Origin of the sequence: Vescimonas sanitatis (genome assembly GCF_049060325.1) — a bacterium.
GTDB classification, from domain to species: domain Bacteria; phylum Bacillota; class Clostridia; order Oscillospirales; family Oscillospiraceae; genus Vescimonas; species Vescimonas sanitatis.
Genome location: NZ_JBMGPW010000001.1, coordinates 379,484 through 399,937, shown reverse-complemented (window position 1 = coordinate 399,937; position 20,454 = coordinate 379,484). Strand labels below are relative to the sequence as shown.

At 56.2% G+C, this 20,454-nt stretch carries 15 protein-coding genes; all 15 read right to left on the bottom strand.

What is annotated here, in order from left to right:
- Positions 1-26 precede the first annotated feature (26 nt).
- The gene (locus ACOMDU_RS02160; RefSeq protein ID WP_476718540.1) at positions 27-6,107 is read right to left on the bottom strand and encodes a MutS N-terminal domain-containing protein; all 6,081 of its coding nucleotides are present in this window, start codon (positions 6,105-6,107) and stop codon (positions 27-29) included.
- A gap of 758 nt (positions 6,108-6,865) precedes the next feature.
- On the bottom strand, positions 6,866-7,219 hold the full coding sequence (locus tag ACOMDU_RS02155; RefSeq protein WP_421128809.1) for a TnpV protein: 354 nt from the start codon (positions 7,217-7,219) through the stop codon (positions 6,866-6,868).
- Between the two features lie 764 nt (positions 7,220-7,983).
- Positions 7,984-8,214 carry a transposon-transfer assisting family protein gene (locus ACOMDU_RS02150; protein WP_055270739.1) on the bottom strand — a complete coding sequence of 77 codons (231 nt, stop codon included), beginning with the start codon at positions 8,212-8,214 and terminating at the stop codon, positions 7,984-7,986.
- Position 8,215: 1 nt separating this feature from the next.
- On the bottom strand, positions 8,216-10,399 hold the full coding sequence (locus ACOMDU_RS02135) for a YodL domain-containing protein (RefSeq protein ID WP_476718538.1): 2,184 nt from the start codon (positions 10,397-10,399) through the stop codon (positions 8,216-8,218).
- Positions 10,400-10,566: 167 nt separating this feature from the next.
- The gene (locus ACOMDU_RS02130; protein ID WP_421128808.1) at positions 10,567-10,932 is read right to left on the bottom strand and encodes a cysteine-rich VLP domain-containing protein; all 366 of its coding nucleotides are present in this window, start codon (positions 10,930-10,932) and stop codon (positions 10,567-10,569) included.
- Positions 10,925-12,967: a DNA topoisomerase 3 gene (locus tag ACOMDU_RS02125; protein WP_421128807.1), complete on the bottom strand. Its 2,043-nt coding sequence runs from the start codon at positions 12,965-12,967 to the stop codon at positions 10,925-10,927. The genes ACOMDU_RS02130 and ACOMDU_RS02125 overlap by 8 nt, the downstream gene beginning before the upstream one ends.
- Positions 12,955-13,143 carry a hypothetical protein gene (locus tag ACOMDU_RS02120; protein WP_240287431.1) on the bottom strand — a complete coding sequence of 63 codons (189 nt, stop codon included), beginning with the start codon at positions 13,141-13,143 and terminating at the stop codon, positions 12,955-12,957. The genes ACOMDU_RS02125 and ACOMDU_RS02120 overlap by 13 nt, the downstream gene beginning before the upstream one ends.
- Positions 13,140-14,108 carry a CD1107 family mobile element protein gene (locus tag ACOMDU_RS02115; protein WP_421128805.1) on the bottom strand — a complete coding sequence of 323 codons (969 nt, stop codon included), beginning with the start codon at positions 14,106-14,108 and terminating at the stop codon, positions 13,140-13,142. The genes ACOMDU_RS02120 and ACOMDU_RS02115 overlap by 4 nt, the downstream gene beginning before the upstream one ends.
- Positions 14,101-14,340: a DUF4315 family protein gene (locus ACOMDU_RS02110; RefSeq protein ID WP_007883194.1), complete on the bottom strand. Its 240-nt coding sequence runs from the start codon at positions 14,338-14,340 to the stop codon at positions 14,101-14,103. The genes ACOMDU_RS02115 and ACOMDU_RS02110 overlap by 8 nt, the downstream gene beginning before the upstream one ends.
- Before the next feature lie 15 nt (positions 14,341-14,355).
- Positions 14,356-16,065, bottom strand: a complete 1,710-nt coding sequence (locus ACOMDU_RS02105) for a C40 family peptidase (protein ID WP_421128804.1) — start codon at positions 16,063-16,065, stop codon at positions 14,356-14,358.
- On the bottom strand, positions 16,062-18,467 hold the full coding sequence (locus ACOMDU_RS02100; protein ID WP_205488131.1) for a VirB4-like conjugal transfer ATPase, CD1110 family: 2,406 nt from the start codon (positions 18,465-18,467) through the stop codon (positions 16,062-16,064). The genes ACOMDU_RS02105 and ACOMDU_RS02100 overlap by 4 nt, the downstream gene beginning before the upstream one ends.
- Positions 18,388-18,819 (bottom strand): PrgI family protein, encoded by a 432-nt coding sequence (locus ACOMDU_RS02095; RefSeq protein WP_007883202.1) that lies wholly within the window; start codon positions 18,817-18,819, stop codon positions 18,388-18,390. The genes ACOMDU_RS02100 and ACOMDU_RS02095 overlap by 80 nt, the downstream gene beginning before the upstream one ends.
- Before the next feature lie 13 nt (positions 18,820-18,832).
- The gene (locus tag ACOMDU_RS02090) at positions 18,833-19,273 is read right to left on the bottom strand and encodes an XF1762 family protein (protein ID WP_421128803.1); all 441 of its coding nucleotides are present in this window, start codon (positions 19,271-19,273) and stop codon (positions 18,833-18,835) included.
- A 13-nt stretch (positions 19,274-19,286) separates the two neighbouring features.
- On the bottom strand, positions 19,287-20,156 hold the full coding sequence (locus ACOMDU_RS02085; protein WP_021633196.1) for a VirB6/TrbL-like conjugal transfer protein, CD1112 family: 870 nt from the start codon (positions 20,154-20,156) through the stop codon (positions 19,287-19,289).
- Positions 20,157-20,235: 79 nt separating this feature from the next.
- Positions 20,236-20,451 carry a Maff2 family mobile element protein gene (locus ACOMDU_RS02080; RefSeq protein WP_021633195.1) on the bottom strand — a complete coding sequence of 72 codons (216 nt, stop codon included), beginning with the start codon at positions 20,449-20,451 and terminating at the stop codon, positions 20,236-20,238.
- Between the last annotated feature and the right edge of the window lie 3 nt (positions 20,452-20,454).

Below are 20,454 nucleotides of genomic sequence, written 5' to 3'. Positions count from 1 at the left end.
CTATTTTCAATTTAGGAACGCATTATTTATCGTCCTACTAAAGTATAGCCCTCCGGGGCAAGCTCCAGCGCGGTGGTGGTTTCACCAAAGCGGCTTGCCCAGCAATCAAAGTGGCCCATACCCATCTCTTGCAGCCGGTCATGCTGCAAATAGCGCTGGATGGTGTAAAGCTCTGTCATGGAGTTGGAAACCGGGGTGCCGGTGGCAAATACCACGCCGCGCCCGCCGGTCAGCTCATCCATGTAGCGGCACTTTGAGAACATATCCGAGGATTTCTGCGCATCGGTGGTGGAAAGCCCTGCCACGTTGCGCATCTTTGTATAGAGGAAAAGATTTTTATAATTGTCCGACTCGTCCACAAACATCCTGTCTACGCCGAGCTGTTCAAAGTAAATCACATCATCCTTGCGGTCGCTGGCTTGCAGCTTTTTCAGCCGCGCCTCCAGCCCCTTTTTCGTGCGCTCCAAGCTCTTGATGGTAAAGCTGTTGCCGCCTGCGAGCTTGGTATCCTGAATACCATCGGTGATTTCCTCAATCTGCTGGTGAAGGAGCTGTTCCTGCCGCTCCGGACTGATGGGGATACGCTCAAACTGGCTGTGGCCGATGATAACGGCGTCATAGTCGCCGGTGGCGATACGGGCGCAGAATTTCTTGCGGTTGTGGGTTTCAAAGTCCTTCTTGGTAGTGACAAGGATGTTGGCCGAAGGGTAGAGCCGCAAAAACTCGGACGCCCACTGTTCCGTCAGATGGTTCGGCACGACAAAAATGGATTTCTGGCACAGTCCCAACCTCTTGGATTCCATCGCAGAGGCTACCATTTCAAAGGTTTTTCCCGCGCCAACTTCGTGTGCCAGCAGCGTATTCCCGCCGTACAGCACATGGGCGATGGCGTTTTTCTGATGCTCTCGGAGGGTGATTTCCGGGTTCATACCGGAGAAAACGATGTGGCTGCCGTCATACTCGCGGGGACGAGTGCTGTTCATTTCCTCGTTGTATTGCCGTACCAGCGTTTCGCGCCGCTCCGGGTCTTTCCAAATCCAGTCCTTGAACGCATCCCGGATAAGCTGCTGCTTCTGCGCGGCAAGGGTGGTTTCCTTGGCGTTGAGGACACGGCGCTCCCGTCCGTCTGCGTCCTCAATGGTATCGTAGATGCGAATATCGCGGAGATTCAGCGCATCCTCCAGCAACCGGTAGGCGCTGGCGCGGTCTGTGCCGTAGGTGGTGAATGCCGCCACGTCGTTGTAGCGCACCATGCTCTTGCGGGAAACCTGCCATTCTGCGGTGTACGGGACATAGCTGATCTCGATCTGTCCGCGCAGATAGCGGGGCGTTTCAAAGGTTTCGTACATGAATTGCTCGATGTACTTCTTATCAAACCATGTCGCACCCAGCCGCACCTCAATCTCACTGGCTTCAAGGTCTTTCGGCTGGGCAGCAATCAGGGCGTCCACATTCCCAGCGAAGAATGGGTCGCGCGCTGCCACGCGCTGCGCGGTACGGAGCTTCTGCCGGACGTTGCCGGAGAGATATTCGTCCGCCGTCTGCCAGCCCTTCGCCCAATGCTCGCCGCCGTCCTCCAAGTCAAACGGGCCACTGTTTGGTTCCTTGTAAATGACGCCCTTCAAATCCTCAACGATCTGCGGGATTTTCTCGCTGCCGCCCATGAGGGTGGCCATAAAGCTGAGATCGACGCAGGCTTTTTCTCCGATGCAGACAGCAAGGGCTTCACTGGCGGTATCCACAGAATCTACGCTGCGCTGCTGCTTGATGGTGCGCTTATGGAACATATCCGCCTTGCGCTCCAGCTTTCCGTCGTCATCCAGCACTTCCAGCGAACACAGGAGGTAGTAAGAGGAATCGTCAGAGAACGCAAGACGGTTCGCACGCTCATTGATTAGGCCGTGTTTTGCGGAGAACGCATCATAGAGGCGGTTTAGCTCGGCCTGCGCTTCCTGAATCCGGCTTTCTGCGCTGTACTCGTCCATTTGCAGGGCAATCAGCTCATTCACACAATCCCGCAGCGCGACCATGCCTTTAATGCGCTCGGCGGCGGTGGCGTTCAGCTCCGGTTTGACCATGCGGCTGTTTTCCCGGTAGTACACCTCGCCGTCCACCACGGTGTAGGAGTAGTTTTTCACATTGGGGTCTGCGGGGATGGACGTGTCGATCTGTTCGCCCTCGCCCAGCTCTGGCAGCTCCGCTTCCTGATAGGCGCCGCGAATGTTTTTCACGGCATCATGGAGCTGATCTGCAAGCTCCAGCCCCTCGATGGGGACAACGGTGAAATCCTGCTTGCCGTATTGGGTGCTTTCGGAGGTCTGCCTGCCTAAAATCATCTCCGGGTGGTCAACAAAATAGCGGTTGATGGCAAAGCCATCCCCATTCTGGCTGAGGTGTACCCAATCCGGTTCGATCTCAATGGGACGGTCACGCTTTTGGAGAAAGAGAATGTCCGAAACCACATCCGTACCGGCGTTGGCCTTGAACGCATTGTTAGGCAGACGAATGGCACCCAGCAGCTCCGCCCGCTGTGCGATGTACCTGCGGACTTCGGGCGATTGCTTGTCCATCGTGTAGCGGGAGGTCACGAACGCAATCACGCCGCCCGGACGCACTTGGTCGAGGGTTTTGGCGAAGAAGTAGTCGTGAATGGAAAAACCGAGCTTGTTATAAGCCCGGTCATCTACCTGATATTGTCCGAACGGGACGTTGCCCACGGCGAGGTCGTAAAAGTCTTTTCTGTCCGTTGTCTCAAAGCCTGCGATGGTGATGTCCGCCTTGGGGTAAAGTTGCTTGGCAATACGCCCGGTAATGCTGTCCAGCTCCACGCCGTAGAGCTTGCTGCCCTGCATCTGCTCCGGCAGCAGGCCAAAAAAGTTGCCAACGCCCATAGACGGCTCCAGAATGTTACCGCTCTGGAAGCCCATATTGCCGACCGCTTCATAGATTGCCTTGATGACGGTGGGGCTGGTGTAGTGGGCGTTCAGCGTGGACGCTCTGGCCGCAGCGTATTCCTCCGGGGAAAGTGTGGCGTACAGCTCTGCAAACTCGTCCGACCAGTTTGGCTTATTCTCATCGAACGCATCTGCCAAACCGCCCCAGCCCACATAGCGGGAGAGGATTTCCTGCTGCTCCGGGCTGGCCTGTAAGCCCTCAAACTCCAGCTCTTGCAGGAGGCGGATCGCCGCCATATTTGCCCGAAACTTTGCTTTTGCACCGCCGACGCCAAGGGCATCATCGGTGATGTGGAAATTCTGCGCGTCGCGGTGGCTTGCCGCCTTAAAGTCAGCGTAAGCGGCCTGCTCCGCAGCGGCAACGCTGGGAAAGCCCTGCCACTCGCCGTCAACGGGGATAGATACCGCAGGACGGTGTGCGGGAGGCTCGTCGATCTCAGCCTGTGAGATGGCATCATCAAAATCAGGCACAAACTCGCCCATTTCCGAGAGTGCCGCGCGCCCTTCCTGCTCCAGAATCAGCCTTTCTTCATCGCTCATGGCGGGCGGTTCAGGCTCGGCGGGTTCCGCAGAGGGCGGGTCATGCTCCGGTTCCGGGATGTGCAGCGTTTGGATTTCTATGTCGTAGGGCAAGTGCGTTTTCTCGGCAGGATAGAACGCGACGGGTTTGGTGACAGGCTGCGGCTGCTCCCGTTCCTGCTCTTCAACAAACGAGCGTATAAACGCAATGTGTTCAGCGCGGAAGATGGGAAAGCCCTGCCTGTTTTGAAAAGTCACATCGCGCAGAGATACTTCATCCGTGCCGAAATTTACGCTGTCAATGACAAACTTCCGTCCGTCAATCTCCAGCTCCATGCCAATGGGGATATACTCCTTGGCATCGGCCTCGTTGATAACATCATAGCCGTCGGTTTCATTTGGCTGCGCAAACACGAAGCTGTGTCCATGCTCCAGCAGCCGCTTTGCGGCGCTTGCCCATTGTCCAAAATCATAGCCGGTCACAGCGGTTTCGCCCATACCGGGAATATCGCGTTGCAGCAGGCGGCGATTCAAAGCGCTGGCGGCTCGTTTTGCATCCGCGCCATAAAAAAGCAGCCGTTCTCCGACACGGACACCGATGAGCTTTTCGGGATGCTCTGCACGAAGCGCCTGATATGCCGAAATATTCGGCGCAAGCTCACGACCCTGATCTGCAATTCGTGTGAGGACAGCAGAAACCGGTTCGGTTCTGTGTTCCGGCTCGTGATTGCTCTCGCTGGAGGATGAAACGACGCTGAGATGCGCGACAGTTTCATCTGCGGAATCAACATTATAGAGCTTACCATCAATTTCCACGCGCTGCCCCATAAGGGTTTGAACCGCTTGCGGCGTCTCCGGGGTTGGCTGTTCTGTGTGCTGCGCCGCAATGACGCGCTGCGGCTCCGGTTCAGAAACCTCGAAATATCTGGTGTCGAGGTAGCGTTCAAAGGAATTGCGGTCGATGCTGACCGGCTCCTGTCCGGGTGCGTTCGGTAACGTGTGCCAGACGTGATCTTCATCTACACGCGTGATAGCGCCGACTGCTGCTATGTGGTCTAACTCTATGGATGAAATACGATCTCCAATATGATAAGTATAGCCAAGCGGTGTTGTAAACGCCGGAGGGGATAGCTCAATTCCCATATCCCGTTTGATGCCATCCAAGTAAGCAATGGCGTTATTCTGTTCTGCAAAGCGGAGCGTTTGTTCCCCGTCTCCGCAGAACCGTTCCAACACCTCATCCCAAATGCCGGTAATTCCGCCCTCGCCGGGATGCAGACGAATGGAGTATCGGTCAGGTGAAAATAACCGCAGTCGCTCATTCTCATCATAAAACTTATTCTCGCGGATGAGCTGTGCCAACCGCCGCTGTACCTGCGCCCATGTGAGCGTCACCGGCTCGGCATTTCCTACATGGATATACATGGGGGTTTTGCTATCTTCCCAGCCATATTTTGCAGCCAGCCATGCGGCGGTGCTGCGTTCTCGTCCATGCGCCTGCATATATAGTGCGACTTCCTGCTTGCCCTTTAGGTTGTCGTGCCAATCCAGAAGCGCGTTGTCAATGTCCTCCTGTGTAATCTGATAGGGAGATGGTGCGACCGTCGCTGCGAGCGTGGGATACAGTTCCTCCAAAAGCTCCTGATGCAGCCGGTTATGGAACGCGGGCATATCAAAGTACAGGCGGACAAGCTGGAGATCATCAGATGCCATGACAATACGACGGATAGCGTCCGCGCCCTCCAGATAAGCGTTCTGGCGGTCTGAATTGCGGCAGGCATTGACAAAAGCCGTATCTTTGGAAAGCGAGTTGCCGACGGTCAGCTTGTACCCGTCAAACAGCTCTCGCACGGTAGGCTGTGGTGGCAGCTCGGCGGCGGGGTCGCGGAACACCCGCGTCCCATCCGCGCCGAACTCCGCTTCATAGGCATTGATGGCCTGTTCTGCCTCGTGGTCGATGGACGGAAGCGTATATGCCGTGTGTTCATGGCTGGAATCGCCAATGCGCGAAATTGTTACATCATGCTTTTCCCGCAGCTTTTCAACGTATTTCTCCAAATCCTTTGCAGGGAAGCCGCACATGGTAACACGGCCTACTCCCTCCAAATTGCGGCGCGTCAGCTCAAGGCTGAGATCATCTGCAACTGCCCGCGCATCCTCGCCATACAGCTCGAAGAAGTCCCCAACCTGATACAGCACAATTTCATCGGGGTACGCCGCCTTTACGTCGTTATAGTCGTTATAAACCGCGTTCCGCATGGCGTCCTGCGCCATTTCCTTGTCATAGGCTGCCTGCTCATCCGGCGTAAGGTAGCGGTTCAACCGAACCAGCTCCGAGATGCGCGAAGCGACCTTGTTCCAATTCATCTGAATGTCTGCACAGCCGTTCTTTTTCAGCACAATGCCTTTGCTGCCGTGATCTTCATAGCTGCCGCTTTCTCTGGATACAGCATGGGTGCGTCCTCCGATGCCGTATTCCTTTTTCAGAAAATCGGAATTCTCCTTGGGGGTGTGCGAAGTCTGGAAAAACGCATAGATGCGGGTCTTTCCACCTTCAAAGCTGCTTCCGTTTGCAAGAGAAGCCGCAATTTCATCTTCGGTGATAAACCTGCCGGTTGCTGGAACAGCCTCCATATCGGAGTGGAATTCCTTTCGTGGAAGGGACAGATCTTCCATACATGTAAGAAGCGCCTGCGGACGGTGGAAATGGAAACGCAGAAGCTCCCGGTTCTCACGGTATGCGTCAAGAAATACTCTGTGTTCTGCCAGAAGCCTTTCCCGAAACTCCGGATTCAGCAGATCATCCGTCAGGCGCTCCGTTTCCTCTGGAAAGCTGGTGCTATGGATATTGCCCAAGCAGGACAGATACCCCAGCGATTTTGCTTCATCCGAGAAATCGTGATAAAGATTCCAGACATCCACAGCAATACCCAGCCGCTCATAGCGCGGGGCTTCTGTGACTTCAAGATTGGTGGCAAATGTGCCGCCGTCCAGAAGTTCCTCAATACGCTCCGCCGCATCTGCCCAGCCTATCACTTGTGCAGAGCGAAGATAGCGAGAGGTATCTCCGGTTGCAATATGGATACCATCGTCCCCGTACCATGCGGAAAACCTGCCGTTATCCGTAATCAGGCCGTTGCCGCCGTGGTAAAGAGCTTTCAGAAATGCCGCGCGATCCTCTAAAGGTTTTTGCTTGGAGAATTCCGCAGCAATTTTCATCCGCGTTGCATCCGCATTACCGCCCGCGCGCAGGATGTGGTCAATATCATTCTGAGAAATGAACATAGAAAAAGCGGAGGGTGTTACACTCTCCGCTTCTGCGATGGATTGAATTTGTTCTGCCTCTGAGGGGAAGAAGGACATCTGCGCCCCAGCAGGGGCATCGAACATGGTTAGCTGAACACCAACTCCGTGAGGATCGTTTCCTCGGCCTGCGCTTTCAGCGTGTTCATCAGCCCTACCCACTTCATCGGGTCGCTGGCTTTCAGCGCTTCCGTCACGCCTGCCGACTTCATCAGCTCCGGCATCATCTGTTCCAGTCGGTTGTTCGCTGCCTCGTCGATCTCCCGCAGATGGGGGTACAGCCTCTCGGACAGCAGCAGGCTGTTCCACAGCACCGGACGATGCTCCTTCAGGTAATTCTTCCGCATCCTGCCGTACTTGCCCAGCGGGGCCTGCGGCTGCTCGGTCAGGCTCAGATCGGGAATCAGATAATCCCCGCTGCGGGTGTAGGTCAGTTCGCTCATGGCTTTCGCTCCTTTCCGCGATTTTCTCGCGCTCGTAATTCTTGATGGTGACTTCGATCTGCCGCAGCACCAGCTCGCTGGACTGGCTGATGGCCGTTCCAAGGGCGGCGACGGTCTGCGGGGTGTTGAAATCAAAGACGTTCAGAAAATCCTCATGCTCGAAGTAATCTCCCGGCTGCATCCCGCAGCGGGACAGCAGCGTATAGGTGGTGCTGACAACGGCGGCGTTCCGAAAAGCGGCTCCGATGTTGAACTCATCATAGTCCTCCAAAAAGGAACCGTCAACGATGCCGACAATATCGCGCCGATTGTCGTGCCAGTATTCATCTACAAGCTGCGCCGCCACACGCTCCAACTGATCGGCAAGTCCGTTTTCACCGGAAACATCGAAGCGCTGTTCCAGCGCCGCAGATACCACCTCACGATGCTCTTGCCGGTATTCCCAAAGATAAGGGCGGCGAGAGTTCTCGCCGCCGCTGGTGTCGGAAACATCAAATACATATCGGAGTTTGGGTTGGTCGCTGCTGGTATCCACAAGGGCGATGCCCTTGCTGCCTCGCCGCACATAGCGGCGCATCTGCTTATTCCAAAGGTCGTATTCCGCGCAGGCCGTGGCTTCCGGGCGCTGGGCGAAAATCATGAGCTGTTCATTGTAGGGGTACTTATACAGCCTTGCGGCGGTGGTCAGAAATGCCGTCCACTTCTGGTAGCTTCCCGTGATCTGCTCCGCCGTGCGGTCTGCCATCTGCGCATAGAGCTGTACTTTACTCGGCATCCATATCCTCCTTTTCAAAATCGGGGAACAGGTCGAGCGCGTCATATTCCGCGTCGCTCATCCTGCGCAGCTTTGCGATGGCGCTGTCCGTCAGCTCCCGCAGCTCCGTTTCATCCGCAGCGAGGTAGCCGCGCATTTCCTCCAGCGCCGCGATCAAGCCCGTGCGGGTGCCGGTGTTGTAGAGGCTCATAAGCTGGCGTTCTTCAAAGGTGATGTTCATATCAAAGCTCCTTTTCCGCGCTCTTTTTGGGCGCTGTTTTGTGTGGACGTTCTTGGGCCGGTTGGCTTTTGAGCTGCTCCAGCACAGATTTCTTCTTTTCCCGGTGTGCCGCCTCTGCCAAATCCATCAAGGAGATGGACATACCGGCCTTGACCTGTGCTTCAAGGTCGGCGACGGTGGGCTGTTTGGGGCCGTTGTTGATAATGCCGTCGATCATGCCGTAATCATCTTCCATCGACATCTCGGCGGCTTTCAGATAATTCTCCGGTTTCTGAAAGGCGGGCAGCTCCTGAAATCCCATGCTGTCACAGTAGTGATAGGATACCTTGCCGTCCTGTTTCAGCGCAACGATGTCACTGACGGAGAGGCTGTGTCCCACAAAATCGCCGGGGCGCTCGTCGTTAAAAATGTAGTAGAAGTTTTCAAGGATTCTGCCGGTATCATCGTCCGGGTACACCTCACGGGTATAGACAGCTTCATAGTTGGCAGGGTCAGGCGGCGCGGCCAGACTGCCGAGATTGGCAAAACGAAGCTCCACCGGCGCATCCCGGCGCAGTTGGTAGATCGCCATAGAATCGGTGGGACTGTTCAAAAAACGCTGCTCCACATCGCGGGGAGGAATATGGCCTTTGACCGCATCCCAATCCGGTCTTGTGACGCCGAACATTCCGTCGTGCTTGATGATGTCCTCGGCTTCAAAGACCATTTCCTCGGCGTTGTCGGGATAGAGCATATAAACCGTGATGTCATGCTCCAGCAGCTCCATCGCCCGATCCTTGGAAAGCGGAAGCATATCGCCGTCCAGATACCCATAGCTGCGCATATCGTCCACCGTCAGCGTGGGGTCAGGCATCGGGACGGCCTGTTCCAGCTCCGGGAGCATATTATCTGCCGCATCGGTGGGAACAACGACTGTGCTGGTGATTTGTTCGCCAGCACCGAGGGGCAACTCGTTTGCCTCCTGCAAGTCTTTCAACAGCTCCAGCGGTGCAAGGCGGATCGGCGCAGCACCGCCAATATTGTGGAGTTTGCAAACCTCAAGCGCCGCTGTGGACAGTTGCTGTTCGGTGCCGTCGAGTACGCCGCCATCCAACACTTTTGCGGAACCGGCGTCATAGATGGTGTAATCAATGCCTGTGTCGCTGCGCTGAACGTGAATGTATTTGTCGTTGTCCACCATGTAGAGCTTTTCCGCCTCTGGCGCTTCCACGCTTGGCTGCTCCGCAGCGGCCAAATTCTCCCGGTCTATGCCGCGCTCCTTGCAAATCTCCGCAAAGTGCCGGTCAATGTCCGTAATCAGCTCGGAAGCCGTCTTGTTGATGGTTTCCAGACTGGCGCGAAGCTCTTTCAGCTCCTTGCCCTTTGACCATGTGGCGATATAGCCGAAGCTGTTTTCGCCCGTTTCAATGCCGTAATACTGGCAGACCGCATAGGAGATGCTTTCGGCCTCGACCTCCTCGGTGTTGCGGCTCTTTTCGCCGGGGACAAGGATCGTCTCACCATCGTCCGCAAGCTCCGTCATGTGTTCGTAGTCGTGGAGCTTGGCGTGGGCAATCTCATGGACGGCGGCGCATACCGTCTGCACCTCACTCATACCGGCGCGGATGGTGATGCTCTGCGCCTTAATGCTGAAAAAGCCGTCCGTATCCCGCGCAACGGGCTTTATCTCCATCGGAACGGGAGAAGCACGGCGCAGCGCCTCCATGAAAACCTCATACTGCTGCACATTGCCGCTCAGATCGGCGGCAAGCTGGGGCAAGGGCTTTCCAGAAGTCTGCGACACGTCAAAGACGGAAACCACCTTGAACATAGGGATACGGATTTCCTTTTCCTCAATGATGGCCTTGCCGTCTGCGTCCAGCACCGGCGCATTGGTTTCGGGGTCGGTCTTGATTTCCTCGACCTTTTTCTTATAGGGAGTAGGAGCGATGATGCGAATGCCTTTTTCGCCTTTCAGGACGTTCCTGCCGAACTGATCGCGCCACTTGTTGAAGCCCGCCACATGGGTTGCGTCGGGGCGCTGCATATAGATGAGCATGGTATTATTGACCGAGTAGCGGTGAAAGCGGCTCATGGTGGCAAGGTACTTCCGGTACTTATCGCTCTCGAACAGCTCCTTGATGCCATTTTCGATGCTGTCAACGATCTCCCGCATCCGGTCTTTGTTGGTTTGTTTTTCAGCCATGATGATCTCCTTTCAGAAAAAATAGCGCCCCTGCGCAGAAGAAAACACATCCTGCACAGGGGCAATTCTCCGCAGATAGAGGCCGTTTTTGCGCTTGCGGATAGAATGACGCAGCCACTTGCAATCCGGCATGGAAAAAGCCTTGCGGCACGGGGCTTTCCCAGTCTCTATTTGCGGAGGTTCCAGTATTGTTTACGCTTCCGTTTGGCGTCCTGCTTTCGACGCTCCTGCTTGGCGCAGGCGGGGCAATATTTGGTGCGATTGGAGGAAGAATAGACCGGCTTACCGCAGACGGCGCAGCGCTTTCCCGGCCTTTCCCGCATCACGTCGGCCAGCAGCTCATGGTCGGCGGGAAGTACCGCGTTTCGGAACCAGTTGCACAGCAGCGAGTAGGAAATACCCTGTATGCAGACGCAAGGCTCTCCATCATCCAGCGCGAGGCAGTTGCCGTGATCGTAATTACAGCAGAGCTTCCGAATGAGCTTCTTGGCGCGGCGGAGCTGCTTGTGATCCATACGCGGCGCATCAGCCATTGTCGAACACCAGCTTATAGCCCGTGTGCTGCCCATCATCCTCCAGAAGAACGACGGCATCATAGGTTTTCCCGGTTTTTTCCGAGTAGCAGCCTTTCAACGGGGCGCGGCCATTTTTCAAAAGCGCAGCGGCAAGAGATTTCGTCAGCGCCTTTTTCTTGGCGGTGAAAAAGCGGCTGTTTTTCCAGAGAACAAAGGAACAGGCACGGTTCTCGCAGAAAAAGCCTTTCGGTGATTCCGTCACCTCGGCTCCGCAGCGGGGACACTTGCCGACCACCTCACGCCCGGAGGGGAACAGGACTTCCGCACCGGGGATGGGCTTGTAGGTCTGCACCAGCTCATTCAGCATGGCGGCGATCCCATCCATGAAGCTGTCCGGGGCGATTTCGCCGCGCTCGATCTCTTTCAGGCGGTGCTCCCATTCAGCGGTGAGCTGCGGAGACTGGAGCTGTTCGGGCAGAACGGTGATAAGCGCCGTGCCGGTAGAGGTGGGCAGCAGATTTGTGATCTTTTTGGACTTCCTGCGCTCCACAAAACCGGAGGACACCAGCTTTTCAATGATACCGGAGCGGGTCGCCGGGGTTCCGATGCCCTTGCGTTCGGCATCATCTGGCATATCCTCCTTGCCCGCGTTTTCCATCGCGGCCAGCAGCGTATCCTCGGTGAAATGCTTGGGCGGCGTGGTTTTTCCGGTCTTGACCGACGCGGCAGATACGGAAAGCGTCTGATTATCCGTTACCACCGGCAGCGCGGGCGCTGCCTCCGTCTGCTCCTGCTCATAGCGCTTCCAGCCAGGAGCAAGAACGGTTTTTCCCTTGGCGGTGAAGCTCTGACTGGCACATTCCACCGTAATGACCGTTTCTGCGTAGCGATGTGGTTCATCCACCGCACGAAGCAAGCCCCTTGCCGCCAGCTTCAGCACCTCGCGTTCGCCCAGCGGCAGAGAGGCCATATCTACCTTTTCCGCGCTGATGGTGGGAACAATGGCGTGGTGATCGGTGACTTTTTTACTGCTGCATACCTGCTTGGCGCAGATGGTCGGAGGCTTCTCCATGCCGCAGACAGCGGCAGCGGCGGCGACAAGGCCGGGGACGCTGCCCTCCATATCGTCGGTCAGGAAGCGGCTGTCGGTGCGCGGGTAGGTACAGAGCTTCTTTTCATAGAGCGCTTGGAGATAGTCGAGGGTCTGCTGAGAGGTGTAGCCGAGAACGCGGTTGGCGTCGCGCTGGAGGGAGGTCAAATCGTAGAGCGCGGGCGCTTTCTCAGACTTTTCCTTGCGCTCCACGCTTTTGACGGTTACTGCCTTGCCCTTGCAGGCGTTGGCGATGGCGTCGGCGTCCTTCCTGTCCTTCATTCGGCCTGTCGTGGCGGGAAAGCCGCAATCGAGCTGGACGGTGTAGAACGGTTCTGCCGCAAATGCGGAGATCTCCGCCTCGCGCTGTACCAGCAGCGCCAGCGTGGGCGACATGACGCGCCCAATGTTCAACGTGCGGCCATACGTCAGGGAGAAATACCGCGTGGCATTGATGCCCACCAGCCAATCGGCCTTGGCGCGGCAGAGGGCGGATTGATGCAGGCCGTCATAGTCACGCCCGGATTTAAGCTGCTGGAAGCCGCTGCGGATGGCATCATCCTCCATAGAGGAAATCCAGAGCCGCAGGATAGGTTTGGCGCATCCTGCAAGGCAGTAGACTGTGCGGAAGATCAGCTCACCCTCGCGTCCAGCGTCGCAGGCGTTGACCACCTCGGTCATATCCTCCCGGCGCATCAGCTCCCGCAGAATGTCAAACTGCTTCTGCTTGTCCGCACGGACGATGAAGCGGAACGAGGTAGGAATGATGGGCAGCGCCGCCAGCGTCCATTTGGCATCATCGGCATTGTAAACGGCGGCGTCGGCCAGCTCAGCCAGATGCCCGAAGCACCACGACACGATGTAACCACCGCCTTCCAGATACCCGTCATGACGTGACTTCGCACCCAGCACGGCGGCGATGCTCTGCGCCACAGAGGGCTTTTCGGCAATCACAAGACGCATGGTGCAGCCTCCATTCTCTTTACGTCACGGTAGCAGGGGCGGATGCAGTTCTGCCCGAAGCGCTTACAGCCATAGCAGAAGTGTTCCTTGGCAGCGGCGGGAGGGCTATCCTCCCGCGCTGCTTTCGGTTTCTGCATCATCAGGCGTTCCAGCGGATTATTGGTGAAATATCTCATGCGTTCGTATCCTCCGTAGTATCCTGTTCCGATTCGTCCTCATACGGCTCAAACTCGTATTCGTCCTCGCCGTAGTCATAATCGTCCAGATCGGCGCTACCCTTGGTCTGCGGCTTGGCCTTTTTCTGCTTGAAGATGTAGAACGCGGCTCCGCCGCCCAGTGCGACGATCAGCAGAACGACAAGGATGCCGCCCACACCACTCTTTTTCTCCGGCTCCTCGGCGGTGGGTTCTGTCGGCTCGGTAGGGACTTCGGGCTTTGTCTCCTTGCCCACGCACTCGGTCATGTTGACCGCGCAGACGGGGCAGGATGTATTGACCGCACCGGACACGCATTTGGTTGTGCAGGAGCAGACGGCGGGCGTTTCTTCCTCGCCGGTCAGCGCCATCAGGTCAGCCTCGTCCACCTGATTCAAGAAATGGACGGTTTCTTCGCCCTCATCGTCACGGTCAATAATCAGGTAAAACGTATTGCCGTTTTTGCTTTCCAGCGTAATGAACTGTTTTCCCGCCTTGGTGCTGGTGCCAATATCATCGATCAGCGTCAGGTTGCCGTCCGGTGTCAGCGCATCGCTGCCGCCCGTCATGCCGCCGATGCTCACGGTGCTGTCGGCGGCGTCGGTGACGGTCAGATAGCTGCCGTACACATAGCCCACACGGGCAGGTAGCAGGATTTTTACCCAATCGCCGTCCCTGCCAATCACATCGACCACCGTGCCGTTGGGGAGCTGCGTAAACGCGGTGTTGTCCAGTCCCGCGCCGGTGCGGACGTTCAGGTTGCCGCCGTTGGTCGTGACCGTGCCGATCTGTTTTGTTTCCTGTGCGTCTGCGGCGCTGCTTTCGGCGGTGGGCAGCGCATCATCAGGATAATCACCGTCGCTGGCAAAGGCGGAAACGGGGAGAATCCCGATGCACAGGAGCATCAGCAGCAGGCTGATAAAAATGCGTGGTGTGTTCTTAGTCATGGTTCAACGCCTCCTTTTCCGAAGTGGCCGGTGCAGGCGCGGCCTGCATACGGCGGAACAGCTCGGCAAACTGCTCCATCGTCATGCCGTTCTCACGCACCATGCCGATGATGTCGGTGTCCTCCAGCTCACGAATCTGCTTTTCCAGCTCGCGGTTGCGGCCTTGCAGATCAGAGATTTTGCCTTTGTTCTTCTCCAGCTCTCCACGGAGCTTCATAATTTTCGGGTTCATATCGTTCACTCTCCTTTACGGCAAGCGCCCATAACGGTAGAAATGGGACTGCCAATAGCTTGAATTTAAGTTCGCATAAGAGATCGGGTCGCCACAGTGGATCATCATATTGTTGCCAACATAGATACCCACATGGCTGACACCGGGGGTATCATACGTTCCGGTGAAAAACACCAGATCGCCCGGCTTGACGTTAGCAGAGGATACAGGCGTACAGATATTGCAAAGTCCCTGCGCGCCCAGTCTGCCCACATCCCAACCGGAATGATTGATGACCCAACTGACGAAGCCCGAACAGTCAAACGAGGTGGAGGGACTGCTGCCGCCCCAAACGTAGGGGTAGCCGAGATACTTTTCCGCTTCTTTGATGATGGCGGCAAATACCTCATCGTCCAGCGCCTCCGGGGGAATGCCGTAGTCGGTATAGCTGCCCTCCACATACTTGCCGATGTAGCCTGAACCGGGGAACAGGTCGGGACGGTTGCCGAGGGTGGCCATATAGGTGGCGTACATTCCGAGCTGTTCTTCGCTCATAATGTAAACGGGAACATGGGAGAGATTGAAGTTTTCCAGCGTGACCGTGCAGATGTAGTAGTCATACGGCACCTGATAGGTGTCCGTATGGGTGTTGCCGTCCGCGTCCGTCCATGTGTCGGTTTCCGTGCGGTAGCGGGTTTCCACCACCACATCCTCGGTCAAGATGTACTGGCGGTCAAAGAGCATCTGGAGCGTACCCTGCACCTCATCCAGCGTCCATTCCCCTTGATGCAGCGCCGTAATCATGGAAATGAGTACATAGGGGTCATGCTCGATGGTGTCCAGATCAAAGTGGTACTCATCGTAGTCATGGGTGCTTTCGTAGGTGTCGAGGTAGCGCTGAAGCTCTGCTTCCATCGCGCAATACTGCGCCTCCGCACCCAGCATATCGGCGTCCTGCGATGGATAGGTGCTGGCCGCGATCCCGGAGCCGACGCCATCCATCATCACCGAGCAGGAGGACAGGCCGTTGAGCAGAAACGCCAGCATCAGCAGAATCGCGGCGGCAATGGCAAAGCCGCGCCGGTGTTCCCACACATATTTGCCCGCTTTCTCAGCCTTTTCAGCGGCTTTTTTCGCGGCCTTGGCGGTATTCTCTGCCGCCTTTGCCGTAGTCTGCGCCGCCTGATTGTGCTTGGCAGCGGCATACTGCTTCTTAATTGCCTGCTTCTGCTGCCATTTGGAAACGGGATTACTGGTGGGGCTGTCGATCTCTGCTTTCTTCTGGAGCGCGTCAAGATTGGCTCGTTCCAGCTTTTTCTCTGCACGGATGGCAGCACGATAAGGCTTGAGCTGATGGGCGCGGTGGGCAGACTGCACCAGCCGCCCGCCGCTCTCCACGGCTTGCTCTACCTTGTGCGCGGCCTCTACGCCTACATTGTCATCCTCGCTCTGCCGCACCTCCCGATGAACCTGAGAGAGAATGAGGTTGGCGGGGGCATCCTGCACGGCATGGGTCAGCTTTGAGGGCGGCTTTTTCTTATCCACTTCCTCAAAACGGAGCTGCGTTTTGACCTTGCCGGTGGCCGGATCAAAGCCGCGTTCCTTTTTGACCACGGTTTTCTTGGGGATTTTCGCCTGCGCCTTATCCGCCTTGGCCTCCGCTTTTTTCACCCGCTTGATGGGCTTTTCCAGCTTCGGCTCGGCAAGATCGGCGTCGGAAAACTGCAAACGCGGTTCTCTTTTCATGCCGACGCCACCTCTTGCGGCTTGGTGGTCATAACGCGGTACAGCTCGGTGTCCTTCGGGAAGTGGTCAATGAAGGGCAGGATCGTGTTGCCGTAGAACAGCAGCCCCTCGCCCTCGCCGGAGTGGGTCACATAGGAGAGCTGATGCGGCGAAATGTTGAGCTGCTTTGCAAGAATCTGCCGGTCGCCAGCGGCCTGATTGAGCATATAGATGAAATCGCTGTTCTCAAAAATGTTCTCAACCTCCCGGCTGGATAACAGGTCTTTGACATTTTGCGTGATCCCGGTGGGGATGCCGCCCCATTTGCGATAGCGTTTCCAGATTTCGACACTGTACGAAGCCGTCTGTTCCTCCTTCAAAAGAAGATGGAACTCGTCAAGATAGTAGCGGGTCGTTTTATGGGCGGCGCGGTTGATGGTCACGCGGTTCCACACTTGGTCTTGGACAACGAGCATCCCGATTTTTTTGAGCTGCTTGCCCAGCTCCTTGATGTCGTAGCAGACGATGCGGCTATTCACATCCACGTTCGTGTGATGGTTGAACACATTCAGAGAGCCGGTGACGTAGATTTCCAAAGCAGTGGCAATGTACTGCGCTTCCTTTTCATCCTGCGCACGGAGGGCGTTATACAAGTCCTCCAGCAACGGCATATTCTCCGGCTTCGGGTCGTTGAGGTAATCCCGGTAGACGATGCGCACACAGCGGTCGATGATGGTCTTTTCCACAGGGGCAAGCCCATCCTTGCCGCCCACGATCAGCTCGCACAGCGACAAAATGAAGTCGGATTTCAGGCTCAGTGGGTTATCATCGTCGCTGTAATCCAGATTCAAGTCCATCGGATTGATGTAGCAGGGCGAACCGTCGTAGCCCTTGCCGGTGGGCGACAGCTTAATGACCTGACCGTGCAGGCGCTCCACCAGCGGTGTATATTCACCCTCCGGGTCACAGATGATGATGTCATCCTTGGGGCAGATGAGAAACGCATTGGTGATCTCACGTTTTGCCGAAAACGACTTACCACTGCCGGGAGTGCCTAAAATCAGGCCGTTGGGATTTTTCAGCAGTTTCCGGTCTACCATGATGAGGTTGTTGGAAAGAGCGTTGATGCCGTAGTACAGCGCCTCCGAACCGTTCTGAAATAGCTCCTGCGTGGTGAAGGGAACGAAGATCGCTACGCTGGAGGTGGTTAAGCCCCGCTGAATCTCGATCTGATTCAGCCCCAGAGGGAGGCTGCTCATCAGTCCTTCCTCCTGCTGAAAGTCCAGCCGGGTCAGCGCACAGTTATACTTCTGCGCAATGCTGGAGGTCTGGAAGATGTTGTTGTCGAGCTGCCGGGGTGTGTCCGCCGTGTTGAGAATGAGGAAGGTCAGCAGGAACATTCGCTCATTGCGGGACTGCAAATCCTGCAACAGCTTCTTGGCCTCTGCGCCGTAGGTAGCGAGGTCGGACGGGATAATGTCCATGTCGTACCCGGCGCGGACGGCCTTCTTCTGTTCCTCGATTTTGGACTTGTCGAGATCGGTGATCTTGCGCTTGACGGTCTTGATGGCGTTGACCTGATCCACAGACTGCACATGGAGATTGACGAGGACGCTGCTCTCCATATCCAGAAAATCCGCCAGCATCCGGTCATTCAGCTCCGGTGCCAGAATCTGCACGAAGCTGATTGCACCCAGCTTTTTGCCCATGCGGAACATCCTGCCGGTCTTGAACTCAAAGGAGCTGGGCGCGATAAAGTCCTTGGTGGACAGCCCGGAGGGAGCCAGCCAGTCCCACGAAAAGCGGAACGGCTCCTGCTCGTCCATCCGCAGAATGTCGTGCATGACGTGCAGGCGCTCAAAGCCGTTCAGCGGCGCAGCCACAACGCCCAGCCGCTTGAAGTTATTCAGAAGATCGGTTTCGATGCGCTCCAAACGGGGCTTGGCAGCGCGGAGGTTGTCGGCCTCAACGCCGAACGTGAGATACTTGGTCTTAATGAGGCCGTTGTTGCCGCGGGCAAGCTGATTTTGCAGCATACCGGCGTACTCGGCGCGGATGCCGTCAAACTCGTCCCCGCAGGGCGGAATGGAAATGCTCCGTGCAAAGGTTTCCTGCGAAGCCGAGAGGTTCACAAAGGAAAGCTGGAATTGCACGGAGCTGTCAAAGTAGTTCAGGAAATCGCACCACGCCTCAAAGATGGCGGTCTTGTCCTCATTCTGCGAGAGCTGGTAGTTGATGTCCTGATACTGGATCGTTTTGGTGTAGCGCGTGTCGGTCACACGGCAGATGCCGTCCGGCCACATACGCTGATACGGGATGCTGTCCTGCGCCGATTTTTCTTTCTTATCCGTTCGGTTCGCTCTTGCGATGGCGGCTTCGATCTGTTTTCGTTCGGCGCGGGTCAGCTTTTTCTTTTCGGACAATTTGATACACCTCCCGGTCTAACTGGTTTTGCCGCTCCAGAACGGCATAAAAATTGTTGGTCTTATACGGACGCTGCTTCGGCCTCTGGAAGCACACGCGGTAGATGTTGCGGATGACGACCTCCAGCGGCTGGCCGTTCTTTTCATACATGGCGAACAGCATAGCCGGGATCATCACCACCATCATCACCATTGCGGCGGGGCTGGTGCCGATGCTGCCCTTGAGCAAGAAGAAAAGCGGCACGCCGATGAGTGCGCCGCTTCCGAAACAAATGAGCTGCCGTTTCGTGAGGTTGAACAGCACCTTGGTTTTTACTTTGGTTAAGTCCTTTGGGACATTGACATAGGCCATAGAAATCCCCCCTTTACAAGAGCTTTTCATATCGAAGTTTCATCTGCGCTGGGTACAAGGCAGAGGTGGGCTTGCGGCTGCCTGTCCAGCATTTGCCGCCTGCCAAACCTGCGCAGCTCCAGCCAGCGGCGCGGAGACTGCTGCCGCTCTCGCTATCCAGCGTATAGGTGATGATCTTGCGGTATCCCATTGCCTTTGCCGCCCGCGCGGATGCGGCATAAAGGATGCTGCAAGCGTTCTTCTCACCGGTGGTGCAAAGGCGATTGACCTCCAATGTCCAGCCATCATCCAGATACCGGCTCACAGGACGGCCTACGATTGCAACACCGACAAGCTCTCCATCCTTGGCACAGCCGATGGAAAACTTATGCCCAGCAGTTGCCTTATGGTGCCGGTGATGCGCATTGACAAATGCGTTCGCTGTTGCAAGGGTAACAGGCGTGAGTGTCAGCATGGTATCACCCCCGTTAATGTGCATTGAACACGGACTTGGCAAGGCTGCTCGTTTTGAACAGGCAGAAGCACAGCAGCACCGTGTAGCCCATGCAAGTCCAGATGGCGTAGATGATGTCATCCACAAGCGCGATGTTCTGCACCAGAACGGCGTAGATGGCAACGCAGACGATGATGAGAAATGCTTGGAAGCCCAGCGCCAGCAGGGAACGGATGTAGTTCTGTCCCATGCCGCCCCATTCCTTGCCCATCATGGTCGCCATCGGAATGGGGGCAACAGAGGTGACGAGATATATTTCAATCATTCTTCCAAATGTGATAATGAAAATGCAGATGGTCAGCGCCCACATGGTAATGCCAACGAACAGCGACTGGAACCACAGACCGAACAGCGGCCCCAGCTCCATTTCCATCAGCCGATCCTCAATGCCCACCATGACGCTTGAAATGTTGATGCTGGTGTCGCCGATAATCAGCCCGGAGGCGCTGGCAACGACGCTTTGGGCGGCATCAAACACGCCCATCACAATCGTCCATGTGTTTGTTACGATCAGGACAGCGGCAGCGGACTTGAACGCCCACTTGAAGAATATCCATGTGTCCATGTCGTTGAGGTTATTTTTGTCGGTAATGAGCTGGATCAGCTCCAGCGTCATCACAAAGGCGAGAATTGCGCCTGCGATGGGGACGATCACGGTTTCCGACAGATTTTGTATCATGCTGAAAATGCTGCCGTTCCATGCCTGCGGCGATAAGCCCACCTGACCGGAGATCTCGGCAACCTTTTGATTGGTCGCATCGAACATCCCGGACAGATTGCTCACGATACCGCCGATGAGCATTTCTTTCAGCCATTCCGTGATCTTATCCCATAAGAAATCCATAGGGTTGCCCTCCTTTCGGGAGGATGCCGCCCGAAAGCGGCACCCTCCGTGGATTTACGGGAAGCAAATGAATTGTCGATTAGCCAAACAGACCGGACAGCAGCGGCACGAGGGTAATGCCGATCAGCGCCACGCCGCCGCCCGCCATGAGCTGCTTCATGCCCTGGGACTTGGCACCGGGGTTGTCGTTGCCATAGCCCTCCAGCAGATTGATTGCGCCCCAAATGCCGAGGCCAGCGCCCAGCGCCACAACGAGGGTCTGAAGAACACCAACAGCAGAATTAAAGAAAGCCATAAA